Below are 18,348 nucleotides of genomic sequence, written 5' to 3' on the forward strand. Positions count from 1 at the left end.
CATGTCCCGGACTATCCGCTATTAAATGTTCTGAGAGAATGTCTGAAAATACCTTTGATCTGACGGCACATCCTCATACCCGCTTAAATATTCTCACCGGAGAATGGGTACTGGTATCGCCACACCGTTCTAAACGTCCATGGCAGGGGAAAGTAGAAGCTCCTGCACTGGCACAACGTCCCGCCTATGTGGAAGATTGTTATCTGTGTCCGGGCAATACCCGCGCAGATGGTACGAAAAACACACAATACGATGGACCGATCGCTTTCACCAATGACTTCTCCGCCCTGCTGGCCGATACGCCAAAAGGAACGGTGGATGAAGACGAATTGCTGATCGCACGTTCACAGAAAGGCATTTGCCGCGTGATCTGTTTCAGTCCTCGTCATGACCTGACCTTACCGGAAATGGAACTGCCGGATATCCGTAAAGTGGTAGATCTCTGGCATACAGAGCTGGAATCGCTGACTGCAGTACCATTTATCAAATACATACAGATCTTCGAAAATAAAGGGGAGATTATGGGTTGCAGTAATCCGCATCCGCATGGTCAGATCTGGGCTTCCGAAGATGTGCCGATGGAACTTGAAAAAGAAACCCGTCAGCAACGCAAGTACTTCCAGCAACACGGACGCAGCCTGCTGACCGCTTACCTGGAAAAAGAACTGAAAGAGGGTGACCGAATCATCGCAGAAAATGAACATTTTGTTGCGCTGGTGCCTTTCTGGGCAGTATGGCCATATGAGGCGATGATCATCAGCCGCCGTCATGTACAAAGTCTGCTGCAGTTCACTCCTGCAGAACGTGATGGACTGGCCGCGATCCTGAAAGATCTCACCACCCGTTACGACAACCTGTTTGAAACATCATTCCCATATTCAGCAGGTATGCACCAGATGCCTTTCAATGATGGCGACAGTCATCCGGAATGGCATTGGCATATGCACTTCTATCCACCATTACTGCGCTCGGCGACAGTGAAGAAATTCATGGTAGGATATGAAATGCTGGCACATCCACAGAGAGATATTACGCCTGAATTTGCGGCCGCACGTCTCAGGGAACTGCCAGTAGTGCATTATAAGAAACAAGCCGGTGTGCCTGCTTAAACTGTTTATTTTTTTGAACCAATAATGTGTGCGAGGACTGCTTTTTAGCAGTCCTTTTCCATGTAAAAGAGACGGCTAAAAAGCTTTTCTTTTTGATATAGTTATATAGTCAGACTATACTTATCTTCCCTTAGTGCTGCCTTTTTTACGTAGCATTAACGTAAGATAAGTATAGTCTGACTATACTTATACACATATAATATTCAGGAGGGAACACAGTTGTTAGTCAGCTCCGCTATTATGGTCAGATAGCTGATTATAAGGTCACCCTTACACCGCCATAATAGTTTCTGTCAGGAGCAGGGTTGTAATAGCGTGCACCTACTGCATTCAGGTCATTCCCCAGGTTATAACGCTGGTTCAGCAGGTTGTCCGCACCGGCATATACTGCCAGCCATTTATTCACTTCCCAGTTCACCTTTGCCTGTACCAGGTGATATTCCTTTGAAAAAGCAGTATTGGCGTCATCCAGCGGTAAGCGGTCAACGAAGTTATATTGACCATACAGGGAAACCCTGGCAGGCAGTTCTATCAGCAAACTGCCTGTTACGACTGTTTTCGGTACACCGGTGAGGGCATTACCGGAGAAGTCCTTACCGGCGCTGTTATAGTTGCTGAAGCGGAAGTGGCTGTAAGTAAAACTTTCCTGTAACTGTATGCCACGGAGGAAGCCTTCGCGACGAGGCATCAGTAACCATGCACTTCCCTGGAATTCTACACCTGTCTGGTTGGTACCACCTGCATTGGTGAAGAACTCTGTGCCATTATCATGGAGCTTACGTACGATTGCATCCTGTAATTTGTAGTAGAAGACTGCTGCATCTGCCATGAAACGGTTATTACGGGAGTTCAGGCGAAGGCCTGTTTCGTAGTTCCAGCCAGTTTCCGCCTGAAGACCCGTATTAATGATATTATCGGAAGCCCTTACCTCCGCAATAGAAGGAGGGGAGTAGCCCCTGCTTACTGTCGCCCGTGCAGCCAGCGCTGGTGTGATCAGGTAAGACAGGGAGAAACGGGGCATCAGTTCCGCCGTGAATTTCTTCTTACCATCTACGCCAGCTGCTACATCGTTAAAGTGATAACGATAGTAGTTTACACTGACAGCCGCTTCTGCCACCCATTGTTTGCCGGGACGCAGGGTCAGACCGGTAAAGTAGAAGTATTGTCTGGCAGTGATATCGCTGGCAGCTTGCAGGGTATCTCTTACACCTGCGCGGTTGCCATAGTTGTCGATATCTGAAGTGGTTTGTTGCCATTCCAGACCTGTGGTCCAGTCGAGACGCATCCCGCTGTTGCCCAGTGGCTGATCTTGTAAAGCGATATAAGTACGTGCACCGGCGGTATTCTCATCCCTTGCTTCATAATTGGTGATGAAGGGATTCTCGAAATGTGTATTGCTACCATACACGGAAATAACATGTTGCCAGTGTTCAGCAAGCTGGGAGGTATGTACCAATCCACCGAAAGCGGTCTTATTACGGATACCGGCTTTCTGGGTAATAGCGCCAGGTAAGGCTGGCGTCGCAGGACGGGCAGCCTTCGGATTGGCGTTCATCTGTGCTTCTGTCAGTCCGCCTGGGGTACGATAATCCAGGTCGCTGTAAAACGCAATCAGTTTCAGTTGATTATGTGCGTTGTATTGCCATTGCTGGGCGGTTTGTATATAATACCGCTGCATGGCGCTGTTATCGCGATAGCCGTCGGAACGGTGTACAGCCTGATAAACATTCAGTTTATAATTACCCCATTGCTGCTGCCAGCCTACCTGTTCGCGGAACAGGCCATAACTGCCCCCCTGTATATCAGCACGTAAGCGGCTGCTGTCAGGTAGGGTACCCGCAGGATGCAGGAGTATCACACCACCCGAGTTAGCGCCAAACTGGCTGCCGTCAGGTCCCTTTAACACTTCAATGCCCTGGAAGCTGCCCGGATCGGAGAGGTTCAGGTAAGAATTACCACCAGCATCTGTCAGGGGAATTTCATCCAGGTAGATCTTTACATTGCGGATCCCAAAAGGAGAGCGCAACAGGCTTCCTCTTAGAGAGAGGCGGTAACTGCCGGGAGAACGTTCTTCCATACGTACGCCGGGAACAGTATTCATGGCAGGCAGCAGGGTAACGCCCTGTTGTAATGCCAGCTGCCGGGAGGTCAGTACGGTACTGCTGGTAGGTACCTGGAGCAGGGTAAACTGTTTACCAGGATATGCCTGAATCACTACTTCGCGCAGGCGATGCGTAGTATCAGAATATGATTGTGCGTACGTGGCCAGCGGGAATATGCCAAGCGCCAGAAGCAGTTTTTTCATCGGGTAGTGTCTTCTATTATTTCAAAGCTAATAGTATTTTCCCTATTTGACCTGCCAAATGGTATTACCGGCATCATCCGCAACGAGCAGTGCGCCATCTGCTGCAACTGCTACACCTACGGGACGGCCGTATACTTCGCTTTTATCCGCATCCGCCATGAATCCGGTGAGGAAGTCCTCCGGACTACCAGCCGGTTTCCCGTTTTGAAAAGGAACGAAGACTACTTTATAGCCGGAAAGTGTTGAACGGTTCCATGAGCCGTGTTGCCCTATAAAAGCCCCGTTTCTGTATTTTTCAGGCAATGCCTTGCCTTTATAAAAGATAAGTCCCAGAGAGGCGGTATGAGCACCTAATGAGAGATCTGGTACGATCGTCTTTTCAACAAGTTCGGGTTGTTGCTTATCTTCCATTCTCGGATCCGGATTTTTGCCCCAGTAAGCATAAGGCCATCCATAAAAGCCACCTTCTTTTACACTGGTCATATAATCGGGTACCAGGTCATCGCCCAGACCATCTCTTTCATTGACGGCGGTCCATAGTGTTTTGGTACCAGGCGCCCAGTCCATACCAACAGGATTACGAAGTCCGCTGGCGTATATTTTTTCTCCACTGCCATCCGGATTGATCTCCAGGATACCTGCACGTCTGTGTTCGTTTTCCATACCATGTTCCGCGTTGTTACTACCGGAACCAACGCTCACGTATATCTTATTGCCTGCAGCATTGGAGATGATATTGCGCGTCCAGTGATTGTTATAACCACCGGCCGGGAGATCGAGTATCTTTTTGCCTTTTGCAGTAATGACGGTGTCGCCCGTTTTATAAGGGAATTGCAGGATGCCGTCTGTATTGGCGACATAGAATGTTTTATCCAGCAGGAGCATACCGAAAGGTTGATTTAAGTCCTGCAGGAAAATAGTACGCAGTTCAGGTTTACCATCACGGTCTGCATCCCTCAATAAGGTAATACGGTCTGCACTGTTGCCGAAATTCCCCGAACCAGCTCTGCCGCTCACTACATCTTTGACCTTATTGCCTACATCTGATTTGGAGCTGGATTCTGCAACAAGAATATCGCCATTGGGCATCACGTAGATCCAGCGGGGATTTTTTAGGTCTGTGGCCAGTGCGGATACGGTTAGTCCACCGGGCGCCAGCGGTGTTTTACCATCATGCCAGCCCATTACATTGCTGTAATTATTGACGGACTTTGTTGCATAAGGCGCAGGTAAAGAGCCGGCAGCAGCAGTCGTGTCTGTGTTGGCAGTACTGTCAGCGGATGACTGACTGGCAGAAGGCTGGTTGTGACAGGCAGCAAATAATAACAATACAATGGCTGCGGGTAGTAAACATTTTCTCATGTGATTATCAGTGGTTTTCTCTATGTAGAGCGTACACAATTATTCTGCCTGAAAAAAAATTATGCACTTGCATTTGGAAATATGATTTCCTGCTGTATATTTGTCTACAGATTCAGTAGACTATTAGGAATTACCACCACCCGGAGAAAATCGCTGAGTACTTCTCCTTGTTTTGTCTCACCAGCAGAACAATTTTATCAGCTCGTAAAAATCAAAAACTGATTTCAATATGCAGTTGCATAACCAATTATTGATACATACATATGCAGTGGGTAGGGTGGTAATGAATGATCATATTCAATACTGTAAGGCAGCTGTTTACAACGGCTGTTGCTGATCACAGAAATATCTTTTGCTATAAGCTGTAAATAAAAATGCCCGGTCAGGCCAGCGGGGAAGGTGTGTTGCAGATTTATTGGTGGTAAATTCTATGTAATATACCTCCCGCGCCCCCTGGCATAATAGCAGCATAGTATTACAACATCCTCTGAGCGCAGAAAACGCTACTTACCTGCATTTAACTACCGACCAATATTATTAGGTATACAACATATTTAACCTGTATGGTAACATCGTCATTATTGTTACCATTAAAAGATAGTGAATACTTCCTTTAGCAAATAGGTGATCCCGATCCGGATCTCAATCTGGAATGGTAAATTTTATTGATCCTATCTCTTTTATATGCATCATTATTTTATTTCCTGCTGAAATTATTTTAAAAGTTTTTTTATGCATTCGTATGGAAAAGCATTTACGTCGCATCTATATTGTAAATGTTTATCCCATGAATGCAAGAACAATTATTAACGCAGATTTTCTCGACATTCTTTTTGATGGTCGTAATAAAGATTACGGCGCCTATGAGTTACGCAGAAGTGAAGAAAAGCGTGTACGTAACGCTATTGTAGGCACAGCGTCTATTGCTTTGGTGATTATCGGAGGCTATGTACTCAGTAATAAACTGATGGCTGCGGGTATGCATACACGAAGTCAGATAGAAACAACGCCAACGGTATTAAAACCGATAGACATACCGGAAGAAGCAGCTGTAACTCCTCCACCTCCGCCTGTCAATACACCACCTCCGCCGGCCCGTTCATCTATTGCTTTTGTTACACCTACTATTACGGATCAGGAGATCGCGGAGAATGAATCAGAAGTGCCTAAGATGGACGATATCGGTAACAAAGCGATCGGTGTTGCCAATACGGTTGGCGATGATGTAAATGGTATTGAAAGTCCGTTTGAGAATGGTGTCCCTGGTGGAAACGTTGTTGAACCGCCTAAGGTAGAAGAGAAGAAAACCATTTTCACATTTGTGGAAATCATGCCTAGCTTTCCTGGTGGCGAAGAAGCATTAGCAAAATTCCTCCAGAAGAACCTCAGGTATCCCCGCCTTGCGCAGGAAACCGGTATCGAAGGAAAGGTCTTTATTCAGTTTGTTGTAAATACCGATGGCAAGATCAGCGATGTACAGGCAGTAGGTGCTGCAAAAGGTGGCGGATTGGAAGAAGAAGCTGTCAGGGTTGTAAGGATGATGCCAAACTGGAAACCTGGCAAACAGAACCATGAACCGGTAATTGTAAGATTTAACCTGCCTATCGGGTTCAGATTATCCGAGTAAAATCACTGATTTCTTTTTAGCAGATATTATTACTCATTTAACCTTATTATTCTCTCAACATGCCCCAAAACAACGGGGGACTTGCAACAAGCCGCAGCACTATGCTGCGGCTTACTTGTTTTAATAAGTTTGCATTCTACTTTGTAACTATTTTATATTATTTTTAGCTCCCGGTTGGCAAAGGCTCTTTTAATATTACGAAATTAAGTTATGGAAGCACCGGTTAATAATACCTTACAGTTGTTCAAGAACCTGGTTGGCACCAAGTTCCAGTTATACAATAGTCTTTTTACCGCATTACCTTTTCATAAGGTAGAGAGAACCGGCGTATTTCTGTCATTATTTCTTATCCACTGTGAAGAAGGGTACGCTAAAGAAAAAAGTCCCCAGGAAATTCTCAATTCTTATTTTCAGCAGTACACATCCTGCAGCAATGAACAGCAGAAGCTGGATCTCATGTTCCGTTTCGTGCAGTATGCTGAGCGTCAGGTAGTATTGTTTGACGCGCTGGAAGATGCAGCATTCCGTCAGATCCACGATGTGCATGGAGCAGGTACCCTGAGTCACCTGTTGTCCGAGATCACCTCAGAGCAGGCGGGAGAGCAGCTTGCGAAGAAATTACAGGATTATTCCGTACGACTGGTACTCACCGCACATCCCACACAGTTCTACCCCGGTGGCGTACTGACCATTATCAACGACCTGTCAAGGGCGCTGATCAATGACAATACTGCCCAGGTAAATGCATATCTCCAGCAGCTGGGTAAAACACCTTTCTTTAAGAAGGAAAAACCTACCCCTTATGATGAGGCCATCAGCCTGATCTGGTTCCTGGAAAATACGTTCTACCCTGCCGCCGGACGTATTATTTCCAAACTCAAGTCACAATTCCCCGCTGCTGTCAATAGTAATAATCCTGTTATCAGGATGGGCTTCTGGCCTGGAGGAGACCGTGATGGTAACCCGTTTGTAACGGCTGATATCACCTTACGGACAGCAGAAGCTTTACGTGGTGGTATTATTAAATGTTACTATCTCGATGTGCGCCGCCTGAAACGTCGTCTGACTTTCAAAGGCATTGAGCAGGAGCTGAATATGCTGGAAGAAAAGTTGTACAACAACCTTTTTATTCCGGGACACAAAACAAATATCAGTCAGAAAGAAATACTGGATACCCTCGCAAGGGTCCGTATTATACTCATAGAAGAAAACAACGGCCTGTTCCTCACGATGCTGGATGACCTGGTAAGCCGCGTGGAGCTCTTCGGTTTGTTCTTCGCTACACTGGATATCCGCCAGGATAGCTCTGTACATGGTCCTTTACTGGATTGTATCGCAGAGAAAACAGACCTGCTGCCGAAGAATTATAAGGATCTCCCTGATAATGAGAAGATCACGCACCTGCTGAATATCAAAGGAACCGCAAATCCGGAAGTGCTGGAAGATTCCCTGCACAAGGATACGCTGGCTACGATCGCAGCAGTGAAAGATATCCAGCAGAACAACGGTGAATTCGGTTGTCACCGTTACATCATCAGCCACAGCATGAATGCGCTGAACGTCATGGAAGTATATGGGCTGTTCCTGGCTTCCGGATGGCAGAAAGACCGCCTGAGCGTAGATATCGTGCCGCTGTTTGAAACCATCGATGACCTTCGCCAGGCAGGTAATGTGATGCGTGAACTGTATGATAATGCTGCCTACAGAGCGCACCTGAAAAAACGCTATAACAAGCAGACGATCATGCTCGGCTTCTCTGACGGTACCAAAGATGGTGGCTACCTGATGGCTAACTGGAGTATCTACAAAGCGAAACAGGAGCTGACCCGCATCTCCAGAGAATATGAGATCGATGTTGTTTTCTTTGACGGCCGTGGAGGTCCTCCTGCAAGAGGTGGTGGTAAAACGCACCAGTTCTACGCTTCTATGGGACGTGATATTGCTAACGAAGAAATTCAGCTCACCATACAGGGACAAACCATCAGTTCCAACTTCGGAACCGTGGATTCTGCCCAGTTCAACATCGAACAACTGGTACATGCCGGTATTGCCAATGAACTGTTCTCTTCCCGGGAGCAGACAATGTCCGGAGCCGGAGAAGCGCTGTTACAGTCACTTGCTGACGAAGGGTATGTTGCCTTTAACAAACTGAAACATCACCCTGACTTCCTGGATTACCTGGATTTCGCCAGTCCGCTGCGTTACTATGCAGAAACCAATATCGGTAGCCGTCCATCCAAAAGGAATGCTGCTGCCAAACTGAATCTTAATGACCTCAGGGCAGTACCTTATGTGGGTGCATGGAGCCAGCTGAAACAGAACGTACCTGGTTTCTACGGTGTAGGCTCTGCACTGGAAGCACTGGAGAAAGCAGGCAAATGGGAGGAGCTCAGACAGTTGTACAAAGACTCCCTGTTCTTCCGCACACTACTGGGTAACTGCCAGATGGCCATGAAGAAAAGTTATTTCCCGCTCACCGCTGCGTATGGTAAACACCCCCGCTTTGGTGAAGTGTGGAATATGATCCATGATGAGCACAAACGTACCCGTACCCTGATCCTCAAACTGGTGGGAGAAACAGAACTGATGGCCGCTTATCCGATAGATGCCCTGTCTATCCAGATGCGTGAGCGTATCGTATTACCATTGCTCACGATACAGCAGGCAGCACTGGCACGTATACGCGAACTGAATGAAGCCGGTAATGGTGATGGACTGAAAGAAACATACGAAAAACTGGTCGTACGTTGCTCCTTCGGGATCATCAACGCCGGTAGAAATTCTGCCTGATCCGCTTATTACACACTTGTCATACGTAAACGCTCAATGCATTGCATTGAGCGTTTTACATTCTGCAATTTTTGCGTAAATTAACGCAGGGAAGATCACTGAATATTTTATTAACCCATTCCCTTCAACATGTCAGGAAGGCTAAGGCACTCTTTTAAACCAACATCACTATGCATTTAACGGCAAGGGAAACTGAAAAACTATTGTTATACCTGGCAGGAGAACTTGCTGAGAAGAGAAAGGCCAGGGGACTCAAACTGAATTACCCGGAAGCAATCGCCCTGATCAGCAGCCGTCTGCAGGAAGCTGCAAGAGACGGACAGACAGTGGCACAACTGATGCAGTATGGCGCTACCATACTTTCCCGGGAAGATGTCATGGAAGGTATTCCTGAAATGATCGACGAAATTCAGATAGAAGCTACTTTTCCGGATGGTTCAAAACTGGTGACAGTACACCATCCCATCAGATAAAACGCCCACATCAACCAATATCTAAACTCTTTATTGCTTGCGTATGATACCAGGTGAATACTTTATAGCGCCCGGCGTTATAGACGCCAACAAGGGCCGCAGTGTTGCATCCGTCCGTGTAGTCAATACCGGCGACAGACCTGTACAGATCGGCTCTCATTGTCATTTCTTCGAAGTCAACAGAATGCTTTCCTTTAACAGGGAAACCGCTTTTGGTATGCGGCTGAATATTGCCGCGGGTACGGCTGTGCGTTTTGAGCCCGGAGAGGAAAAGACAGTAGAACTGGTTACCCTCGGTGGTAACCGCCGTGCGTATGGTATGAATAACCTGGTTAACGGAACTACTGTGGGGATTGAAGCCCGCGATAAAGCCATGCAACAGGTAGTACAGCAACAATTTAAACATCAGCCGGAATGAGTCTTAAAATAAACCGTGACCGCTATGCGGCTATGTATGGTCCTACGACAGGCGATAAGGTACGCCTGGGCGATACGGACATCATCATTGAAATAGAACATGATCATACTGTATATGGTGATGAAGCGAAATTTGGCGGCGGAAAGACCATCCGTGACGGGATGGCACAGTCATCTACTGCCACCCGTGAACAAGGCGTGTTGGATATGGTCATTACCAGCGTCATGATCATCGATCACTGGGGGATTGTGAAAGCAGATATCGGTATTAAAGACGGGCGTATCGTAAAGATCGGAAAGGCCGGTAATCCCGATACCATGGACGGTGTAGATCCTGAGATGATCATCGGCGCCAGTACCGAAGTACATGGTGGCGCTGGTCTGATCGCTACTGCCGGTGGTATTGATACGCATATTCATTTTATCAGTCCGCAGCAGATTACCCATGCCCTGCACAGCGGTATCACCACCATGATCGGCGGGGGTACCGGACCTGCCGATGGTACAAACGCCACTACGGTAACACCGGGTAAATGGTTTATCCGGAAGATGCTGCAATCTGCTGACGCCTTTCCCATGAACCTGGGATTTCTCGGGAAGGGCAACTGTGCGACTGATGCGCCATTGTGGGAACAGATAGAAGCCGGGGCACTGGGACTTAAAATACATGAGGACTGGGGTTCTTCTCCGGCAGTGATCAATGCGTCTCTTAAAGCAGCTGATAAATACGATGTACAGATAGCGATTCATACGGATACCCTGAACGAATCCGGTTTCCTGGAAGATACGATCAAAGCTATTGACGGCAGAGTGATTCATACGTATCATACGGAGGGCGCCGGTGGCGGACATGCCCCTGATATCATCAAGGCAGCTATGTACCCTAATATCCTGCCTTCTTCCACTAATCCTACCAGACCTTATACGGTGAATACCATCGATGAACATCTGGATATGCTGATGGTCTGTCATCACCTGGATAAAAGTGTACCGGAAGACGTAGCTTTTGCTGATTCCCGTATCCGGCCGGAGACGATTGCAGCGGAAGATATCCTGCATGATATGGGCGTATTCAGCATGATGAGCTCTGATTCTCAGGCCATGGGGCGCGTGGGAGAAGTGATCATCCGTACCTGGCAGACGGCAGATAAGATGAAGAAACAAAGGGGAGCACTGAAAGAAGATGAGGGGAAACAAAACGATAACTTCCGTGCAAAACGATATGTAGCGAAATACACGATCAATCCGGCTATTACGCATGGTATTGCTACCCACGTCGGTTCTCTGGAGCCTGGTAAACTGGCGGATATCGTATTGTGGAAGCCCGCCTTATTCGGCGCCAAGCCGGAAATGATCATCAAAGGAGGCATGATCATCTGCAGTCGTATGGGGGATCCGAATGCCTCTATTCCGACGCCGCAACCTGTTATATACAGGGAGATGTTTGGCGCTTTCGGAGGGGCATTGCATAAGACCTGTGTGACCTTTGTATCGCAGGCGGCAGCAGGAAAGAATATCGCGCAGGAATATGGATTACAGAAGATCGTATTGCCGGTAAAGAACTGCCGCAATATTGGCAAGAAAGATATGGTACATAACGACAGTACACCCGAAATAACTGTCAATCCGGAAACCTACGAAGTAACTGTGGATGGTCAGGTACTGACCTGTGAACCGGCAACGGTCCTGCCACTGGCGCAACGTTATTTCCTGTTTTAAATATAGCTATGATCATTATAGAAAAAATAGAAGGCAATATCGTTACCTGCCCGACAGAACCCCGGATCACTGATCCGTTGCAGCTGGAGTGGTTTGAAACAGGGAAACGCGTATTGCGCCGCTATACGCTCGGGGGACAGGAAATTGCCCTTCGTTTTATGCGGGAAGCACCTATGCTGCAACAGGGGGATATTGTGTGGATGGATGATAAAAGAGCCATTGTGGTGAGTATTCTGCCGGCACAGGCCATTGTGCTGCGACCGGCAACCATGACGGATATGGCGGTGATCTGTTATGAGATCGGGAATAAACACCTGCCGCTTTTCCTGGATGGAAATGAAGTGCTGGTGCCATATGAGGAACCTTTATTCCGATGGCTGGAAGCAAAAGGATACGCACCGGCAAAAGAACTCAGGACATTGACCAATATGCTCAGAAGCAACGTCATTCCGCATGAACATGGCGGCTCCGGCTCGCTCTTCAGCAAAATCATGCAGCTGGCAGGAAAATAAACCATTATGCACACCTGGTTACCATACCTCTTACATTTAAGCGATCCTACTTTGCCGATAGGGGCGTATACGCATTCCGGCGGACTGGAAACCTATGTGCAGCAGGGCCTTATCAAAGATGGTCCGGGAGCAGCAGCTTTTATCCGAAATATGCTTGCACACAATCTGCCTTACAACGATGCATTGTTTGCCGTACTGGCTTACCGGGCTGCCCTGGAAGGAGATATCACCAGCATTGTAGCACTGGACCAGGAATGTACTGCATTAAAAGCACCACAGGAGTTGCGGATGGCCAGTCAGAAACTGGGGATGCGGTTATTGAAATTGCTGTCGCCACTGGTGGTACATGCTACCGGTGAAAGTTACAGGGAGCAGATAAAATCAGGCGCAGCACTGGGACATTATTGCCTGGTTTTCGGTGTATATGCCGCTTTATCCGGTATTCCGCTGGAAGAGGCTTTGACGGCCTTTTATTACAATGCTGCCACCGGTATGGTCACTAACAGTGTAAAGCTGATTCCGCTGGGTCAGCAGCAGGGGCAACAGATCCTTTTTGAACTGCTGCCACAGTTACCGGAGCTGGTGGCGCGTACCCTGGAAATACCCCGTGATATGGCAGGACGTTGCAGCTTTGGATTTGATATCAGAAGTATGCAGCATGAACGGCTGTATTCGAGATTGTATATGTCTTAAAAACGACGCGTGTGTACACGCGTACCGTATATTTTTATTTTGTAAACAGCAGCGACAATGGAAGCACGCACATATATCAAAATAGGCGTAGCCGGCCCTGTGGGTGCAGGCAAAACTGCATTGATAGAAAGACTGTCCAGACAATTGCATCAGCAGTATAGTCTGGCGGTGATTACCAACGATATCTACACGAAAGAAGATGCCGAATTCCTTGTGAATAACAGCCTCCTGCCTGCCGAAAGGATTATTGGCGTGGAAACAGGTGGTTGTCCACATACTGCTATCCGGGAAGATGCCAGTATGAACCTGGAAGCAGTAGAAGAAATAGCCACCCGTTTCCCGGATGTGGAGATCATATTCATTGAAAGCGGCGGAGATAACCTTTCTGCCACTTTCAGCCCCGATCTGGCAGATGTGACCATCTTTGTGATAGACGTCGCGGAAGGGGATAAAATACCCCGTAAAGGCGGACCTGGTATCACCCGTTCAGACCTGCTGGTGATCAACAAGATAGATCTGGCGCCTTATGTAGGGGCAAGTCTGGAAGTGATGGAACGGGATGCCCGTAAAATGCGTCAGGGCAGACCTTTTGTATTTACTAACCTGGTGACGCTGGACGGACTGGATACTGTCATCGGCTGGATCAGAAAGTATGCCTTACTGGAAACCGTGGAGGAGCCGGCATTGCTGCAATGACCAGTGAACTGGATATCAGGGCTGCCGCCAGAGGAACGCATACCTATCTGCAACACTGTTATTTTACCCGGCCTTTTAAGGTGGCAAATATCAGTGGTAGCAGAACGGGCGATTTGCACCTGACCATGATGACCGCTTCGCCGGGTATACTGGATGGGGATTTTTACCAGATTTCCGTCAGCCTGGAAAAGGAGACGTCCGTACACCTGTATACGCAGGCGTATCAACGGATCTTCAATATGCAGCATGGCGCCAGACAGCGTTTACAGGTGAAGATGGCGGAGGGCAGTAGTCTGTATTATCTGCCGCATCCTTCGGTGCCGCATGAGGACGCAGTATTTGATGGTGTCAGCCGCATAGAAATGGAAGATAATTGCCGCCTTTTATGGGGAGAGATCATCACCTGCGGAAGAAAGCTGAGCGGAGAAATATTCCGTTGCCGTTACTACCGGAATACGCTGGAATTGTGGCAGCATAATCGTTTATTATTCAAAGATGTAACGGTACTGGAACCAGCGCTTATATCACCGGCTGGTACAGGGCAATGGGAAACGTATTCACATCAGGCGTCACTGTTATGGTATGATAAACAACAGGATATGACGGCGATGGGAGATGTGATACATGAGTGTTTATCTGCCGAAAAAGGCATAACAGCCGGCGTCTCTCGTACTGCCTCCGGCGCGTTGTTGTTACGTATATTGGGACAGGGCGGAGAACAGTTATATGAACTATTTAAAAAGATAGCCTTACTGGCGGGCGTAGAAAGAAAACTCTAAAAACAGGGATGTATGCATACTGAATTGCAGGTGCTGATACTGACGGCGATTACGATCAGCTGTCTGCATACGGTGACGGGCCCCGATCACTACATCCCCTTTATTGCCCTGAGCAGGGTAAGAGGCTGGAAAATAGGAAAGACCTTAGCCTGGACCTTACTGTGCGGTATTGCGCATGTGGGAAGCTCTGTATTGCTTGGATTGCTGGGTATTGGACTGGGCTGGTCCCTGTCTGAGATCAGCGGGGTGGAAGACCTGCGGGGAGGACTGGCAGGATGGGCCTTACTTACCTTCGGACTATTATACACTATCTGGGGGCTGAAACGGGCCTGGAGCAATAAAGTGCATAAACATTTCGATGTTTACGACAACGGAGATATCTACGTGTATGAACATAAACACGGAAAGATTGTTTATCCACAGGAGCGAATGAAAGTCACCCCCTGGGTAATGCTGATCATTTTCGGGCTTGGTCCCTGTGAACCATTGATCCCGTTGCTGACTTACCCGGCAGCACAGCATTCCACATATGGTATGACCCTGTTGATAGTGAGTTTTACGTTGTTTACACTGCTGACAATGACAGGAATGGTGTTATTGGGTTATTACGGGTTTTCTGTGTTGAAAACCAGTCGTTTGGAGCGTTATGTACATGCCTTGGGAGGGCTGACCATCCTGGTATGCGGCATCGGAATGGTGTACCTGGGATGGTAAGATTTAAGGAAAATTTAAGAGTCGCCCGAACATTGCATTTATCGCGGATTCTAATGTACAAATGGCGGCAATTAGTATAGGATGTTCATAGTTTTGTCAGGACCGGTAATAGTATTTGCAATTGGTAATTGATAATTCGTACTTTTACTTCATTCTTTTAGGCACTTACACGATAATTTATGGCACAAAGCGTATTCGATTTTGGCATGATTGGTCTTGGCGTAATGGGGCGTAACCTGTTACTGAACATGGCTGATCATGGTTTTTCCGTTATTGGTTTTGATAAAGATAGTACCAAGACCGGGGCTCTGGAATCGGCTGCTACAGCTGGCACTACTGTAAAGGGAGTGGCAGAACTGGCAACCATGGTACAATTACTGGAGCGTCCGCGCAAGCTGATGATGTTGGTACCAGCCGGTCAGCCGGTGGATGATGTGATCGAATCACTGATCCCGCTGCTGGAAAAAGGTGATGTTGTGATCGACGGTGGTAACTCACATTATACAGATACATTACGCAGAGTAAAATACCTGCGCGAAAAGGGTATTCATTTCATGGGCATCGGCGTATCAGGCGGTGAGAAAGGCGCCCGTACGGGACCTAGCATCATGCCAGGTGGCGATAAAGAAGCTTATGAAAAAGTAAAACCAATGCTGGAAGCAATTTCTGCAAAGGTAAATGGTGAACCATGCGTTGCCTACCTCGGTAGGGAAGGTGCTGGTCACTATGTTAAAATGGTGCACAATGGTATCGAGTATTCCATCATGCAGCTGATCAGCGAAGCATATTCGTTGCTGAAGCAGGCAGGACTGGATAACGATCAGCTGCATCAGATATTCAAAACCTGGAATGAAGGCGATCTGCAATCTTTCCTGATTGAAATCACTGCGGATATCTTCCTGCAGAAAGATGACAAAACCAGCGCAAGACTGGTAGATGTGATCTCTGACAAAGCAGGTTCAAAAGGTACCGGTAAATGGACTTCACAGGATGCAATGGATCTGCCGGTAGCTATCCCGGTAATCGATACAGCAGTAGCACTGCGTACTGTATCAGGTTACAAAGATGAGCGCGTGCAGGCGGCTGCTTTATACAAAGCACCGGATGCGAAACTCAATGTACCGGTAGAAACCTGGATACAGCAGGTGCATGATGCATTACACTTCGGTATCATCATCAGCTATGCACAGGGTCTGGCAATGCTGCACCAGGCATCTAAAGAACTGCAGATGGAAATTCCTTTACCAGAAGCAGTAAAAGTATGGAGAGGCGGTTGTATCATCCGTTCTACCCTCCTGGAAGTATACACACAAGCTTACAAAGCTGCTCCGGATTTACCTAATATCTTACTGGACAAGAACATTGCCGCCCTGGTAGAAGGCGCTATCACTAACACGCGTGCCGTAGTAGCACAGGCTGCACAGACAGGCGCTATCGCTGCAGGTACCATGTCAGCACTGGCTTACTTCGACGCTTACCGCACAGAGCGTATGCCGACCAACCTGGTACAGGCACAACGCGACTACTTCGGTGCACATACTTATCAGCGTATAGATATACCTGGTAGTTTCCATACCGTTTGGGGAGAATAAAAAGTATTGAGAGTCCGCCCAGGCGGACTCTCAGCTATAAAATATAGTTGTTATGCAGAATCATAAACGTCCGCCTGCTTCCATCATCTTCATCTTCGGCGGCAGCGGCGACCTGAATTACAGAAAACTTTCGCCGGCTTTATACAACCTGTTCCTCGATAATTACATGCCGGAAAAATTTGCAATTGCCGGTATTGGCCGTAGTCCATATGACAATAGCGCTTATAGGGAACGTTTACTGGATGGTGTTCAGAAGTTCTCCCGCCGTAAAGGTGAGCAGAATGGCCATTGGAACGACTTCAGTCAGCATGTTACCTATCTGCAGATGGATGCGGAAGACCGCGCTTCTTACAGCGCGATCACTGATTATGTGAAGGCAAAAGAAGAAGAATGGGGTGAACATCCTAACGTGATCTTCTACCTCTCAGTTGCTCCGCAGCTGATGCCTGCTATCGCTCAGAAACTGGGTTCCCTGAACCTGTGCAGCGATAAACACAGTACCCGTATCGTGGTAGAAAAACCATTCGGTCATGACCTGCAAAGTGCGCATGAACTGAATGAACTGCTGCTCAGCATGTTCTCTGAAGAACAGATCTACCGTATTGACCACTACCTCGGTAAAGAAACCGTACAGAACCTCATCGCGCTGCGTTTTGCCAATGCGCTGTTTGAGCCTTTATGGAATCGTAACTATATAGATCACATACAGATCACCGCTTCTGAAACCGTAGGCCTGGAAGGTCGTGGCGGTTACTATGAGAACTCAGGTGCACTGCGCGATATGGTGCAGAACCACATCCTGCAGGTAATGTGTATGATCGCTATGGAAGCGCCTGTATCATTCGATGCAAACGAAATCCGTAACAAGAAAGTAGATGTACTTAACGCGATCCGTAAGTTCACAAAGGATAAGATCCATGAGAACGCTGTACGTGGTCAGTATTCTGCTGGCTGGAGACAAGGTAAACAGATGCCTGGTTATCGTGAAGAGAAAGGTGTAGATCCTGAATCAGCAACTGAAACTTACGCAGCGGTTAAATTCTTTATCGACAACTGGCGCTGGCAGGGTGTACCGTTCTACGTACGTACCGGTAAAAACATGCACCAGAAAGCGACCAATATTACCCTGCAGTTCCGTCAGGCGCCGCACTACGCGTTCCCTGCTGAATCAGCAGAAACATGGCGTCCAAACCGCCTGACCATCAGCATCCAGCCAGAAATGGATATCCGTATCCGCTTCCAGGCAAAACGACCGGGTCAGAGCATGGAACTGGATCCGGTGGAAATGGTATTCAACTTCGATCGTCAGTATGGTGACGACCATGCGCCTGAAGCATACGAAACACTGCTGCTGGACGTAATGGAAGGAGATGCGACCTTGTTCATGCGCGCTGACCAGGTAGAAGCTGCCTGGAAAGTGGTAATGCCGATCCTGGAAACATGGGAATCCCGCACACCGGTTGACTTTCCTAACTACGCTCCTGATTCCTGGGGGCCTGAAGATGCAGACGCCATGATCGCAAGAGATGGACATGCCTGGATCAATCTACCTAAATAAGA

The 18,348-nt window shown here is 47.7% G+C and carries 15 protein-coding genes; 13 read left to right on the plus strand and 2 right to left on the minus strand.

The genetic code is table 11. The features are described from left to right. The first annotated feature begins 38 nt into the window (after positions 1 to 38). On the plus strand, positions 39 to 1,109 hold the full coding sequence (locus tag CPIN_RS07365; RefSeq protein WP_012789140.1) for a UDP-glucose--hexose-1-phosphate uridylyltransferase: 1,071 nt from the start codon (positions 39 to 41) through the stop codon (positions 1,107 to 1,109). Between the two features lie 256 nt (positions 1,110 to 1,365). On the opposite strand, the gene CPIN_RS07370 is transcribed toward CPIN_RS07365, so the two are convergent. Both CPIN_RS07370 and CPIN_RS07375 read right to left on the minus strand, forming a co-directional pair. Then, positions 1,366 to 3,414: a TonB-dependent receptor family protein gene (locus CPIN_RS07370; RefSeq protein ID WP_012789141.1), complete on the minus strand. Its 2,049-nt coding sequence runs from the start codon at positions 3,412 to 3,414 to the stop codon at positions 1,366 to 1,368. A 42-nt stretch (positions 3,415 to 3,456) separates the two neighbouring features. Then, the gene (locus tag CPIN_RS07375; protein WP_012789142.1) at positions 3,457 to 4,776 is read right to left on the minus strand and encodes a PQQ-dependent sugar dehydrogenase; all 1,320 of its coding nucleotides are present in this window, start codon (positions 4,774 to 4,776) and stop codon (positions 3,457 to 3,459) included. A gap of 787 nt (positions 4,777 to 5,563) precedes the next feature. On the opposite strand from CPIN_RS07375, the gene CPIN_RS07385 reads away from it, so the two are divergent. The 12 genes from CPIN_RS07385 to zwf all read left to right on the plus strand — a co-directional run bounded on the left by CPIN_RS07385 (position 5,564) and on the right by zwf (position 18,346). After that, on the plus strand, positions 5,564 to 6,403 hold the full coding sequence (locus tag CPIN_RS07385; protein ID WP_012789143.1) for an energy transducer TonB: 840 nt from the start codon (positions 5,564 to 5,566) through the stop codon (positions 6,401 to 6,403). Between the two features lie 210 nt (positions 6,404 to 6,613). Beyond that, a complete protein-coding gene (locus tag CPIN_RS07390) occupies positions 6,614 to 9,193 on the plus strand; it encodes a phosphoenolpyruvate carboxylase (RefSeq protein WP_012789144.1) in 2,580 nt (859 codons plus the stop codon). Between the two features lie 170 nt (positions 9,194 to 9,363). Then, on the plus strand, positions 9,364 to 9,666 hold the full coding sequence (gene ureA / locus CPIN_RS07395) for an urease subunit gamma (RefSeq protein ID WP_012789145.1): 303 nt from the start codon (positions 9,364 to 9,366) through the stop codon (positions 9,664 to 9,666). A gap of 43 nt (positions 9,667 to 9,709) precedes the next feature. Next, positions 9,710 to 10,084, plus strand: coding sequence for an urease subunit beta (gene ureB, locus CPIN_RS07400; protein WP_044218076.1), 375 nt, complete (start codon positions 9,710 to 9,712; stop codon positions 10,082 to 10,084). Then, positions 10,081 to 11,802: an urease subunit alpha gene (gene ureC / locus CPIN_RS07405; protein ID WP_012789147.1), complete on the plus strand. Its 1,722-nt coding sequence runs from the start codon at positions 10,081 to 10,083 to the stop codon at positions 11,800 to 11,802. The genes ureB and ureC overlap by 4 nt, the downstream gene beginning before the upstream one ends. Positions 11,803 to 11,810: 8 nt before the next feature. Beyond that, the gene (ureE, locus tag CPIN_RS07410) at positions 11,811 to 12,314 is read left to right on the plus strand and encodes an urease accessory protein UreE (RefSeq protein ID WP_012789148.1); all 504 of its coding nucleotides are present in this window, start codon (positions 11,811 to 11,813) and stop codon (positions 12,312 to 12,314) included. Between the two features lie 6 nt (positions 12,315 to 12,320). Continuing rightward, positions 12,321 to 13,007, plus strand: a complete 687-nt coding sequence (locus CPIN_RS07415; RefSeq protein ID WP_012789149.1) for an urease accessory protein UreF — start codon at positions 12,321 to 12,323, stop codon at positions 13,005 to 13,007. Between the two features lie 57 nt (positions 13,008 to 13,064). After that, the gene (gene ureG / locus CPIN_RS07420) at positions 13,065 to 13,703 is read left to right on the plus strand and encodes an urease accessory protein UreG (protein WP_012789150.1); all 639 of its coding nucleotides are present in this window, start codon (positions 13,065 to 13,067) and stop codon (positions 13,701 to 13,703) included. After that, on the plus strand, positions 13,700 to 14,482 hold the full coding sequence (locus CPIN_RS07425; RefSeq protein ID WP_012789151.1) for an urease accessory protein UreD: 783 nt from the start codon (positions 13,700 to 13,702) through the stop codon (positions 14,480 to 14,482). Before ureG ends, CPIN_RS07425 begins: the two co-directional genes overlap by 4 nt. Positions 14,483 to 14,494: 12 nt before the next feature. Beyond that, on the plus strand, positions 14,495 to 15,196 hold the full coding sequence (locus tag CPIN_RS07430; protein ID WP_012789152.1) for an urease accessory protein UreH domain-containing protein: 702 nt from the start codon (positions 14,495 to 14,497) through the stop codon (positions 15,194 to 15,196). Between the two features lie 179 nt (positions 15,197 to 15,375). Continuing rightward, entirely contained in the window at positions 15,376 to 16,788 is a 1,413-nt protein-coding gene (gene gndA, locus CPIN_RS07435; RefSeq protein ID WP_012789153.1) for an NADP-dependent phosphogluconate dehydrogenase, read from the plus strand. Between the two features lie 52 nt (positions 16,789 to 16,840). Further along, positions 16,841 to 18,346 (plus strand): glucose-6-phosphate dehydrogenase, encoded by a 1,506-nt coding sequence (gene zwf, locus CPIN_RS07440; RefSeq protein WP_012789154.1) that lies wholly within the window; start codon positions 16,841 to 16,843, stop codon positions 18,344 to 18,346. Positions 18,347 to 18,348 lie beyond the last annotated feature (2 nt).

Source organism: Chitinophaga pinensis DSM 2588 (assembly GCF_000024005.1).
Taxonomy (GTDB): Bacteria; Bacteroidota; Bacteroidia; order Chitinophagales; family Chitinophagaceae; genus Chitinophaga; species Chitinophaga pinensis.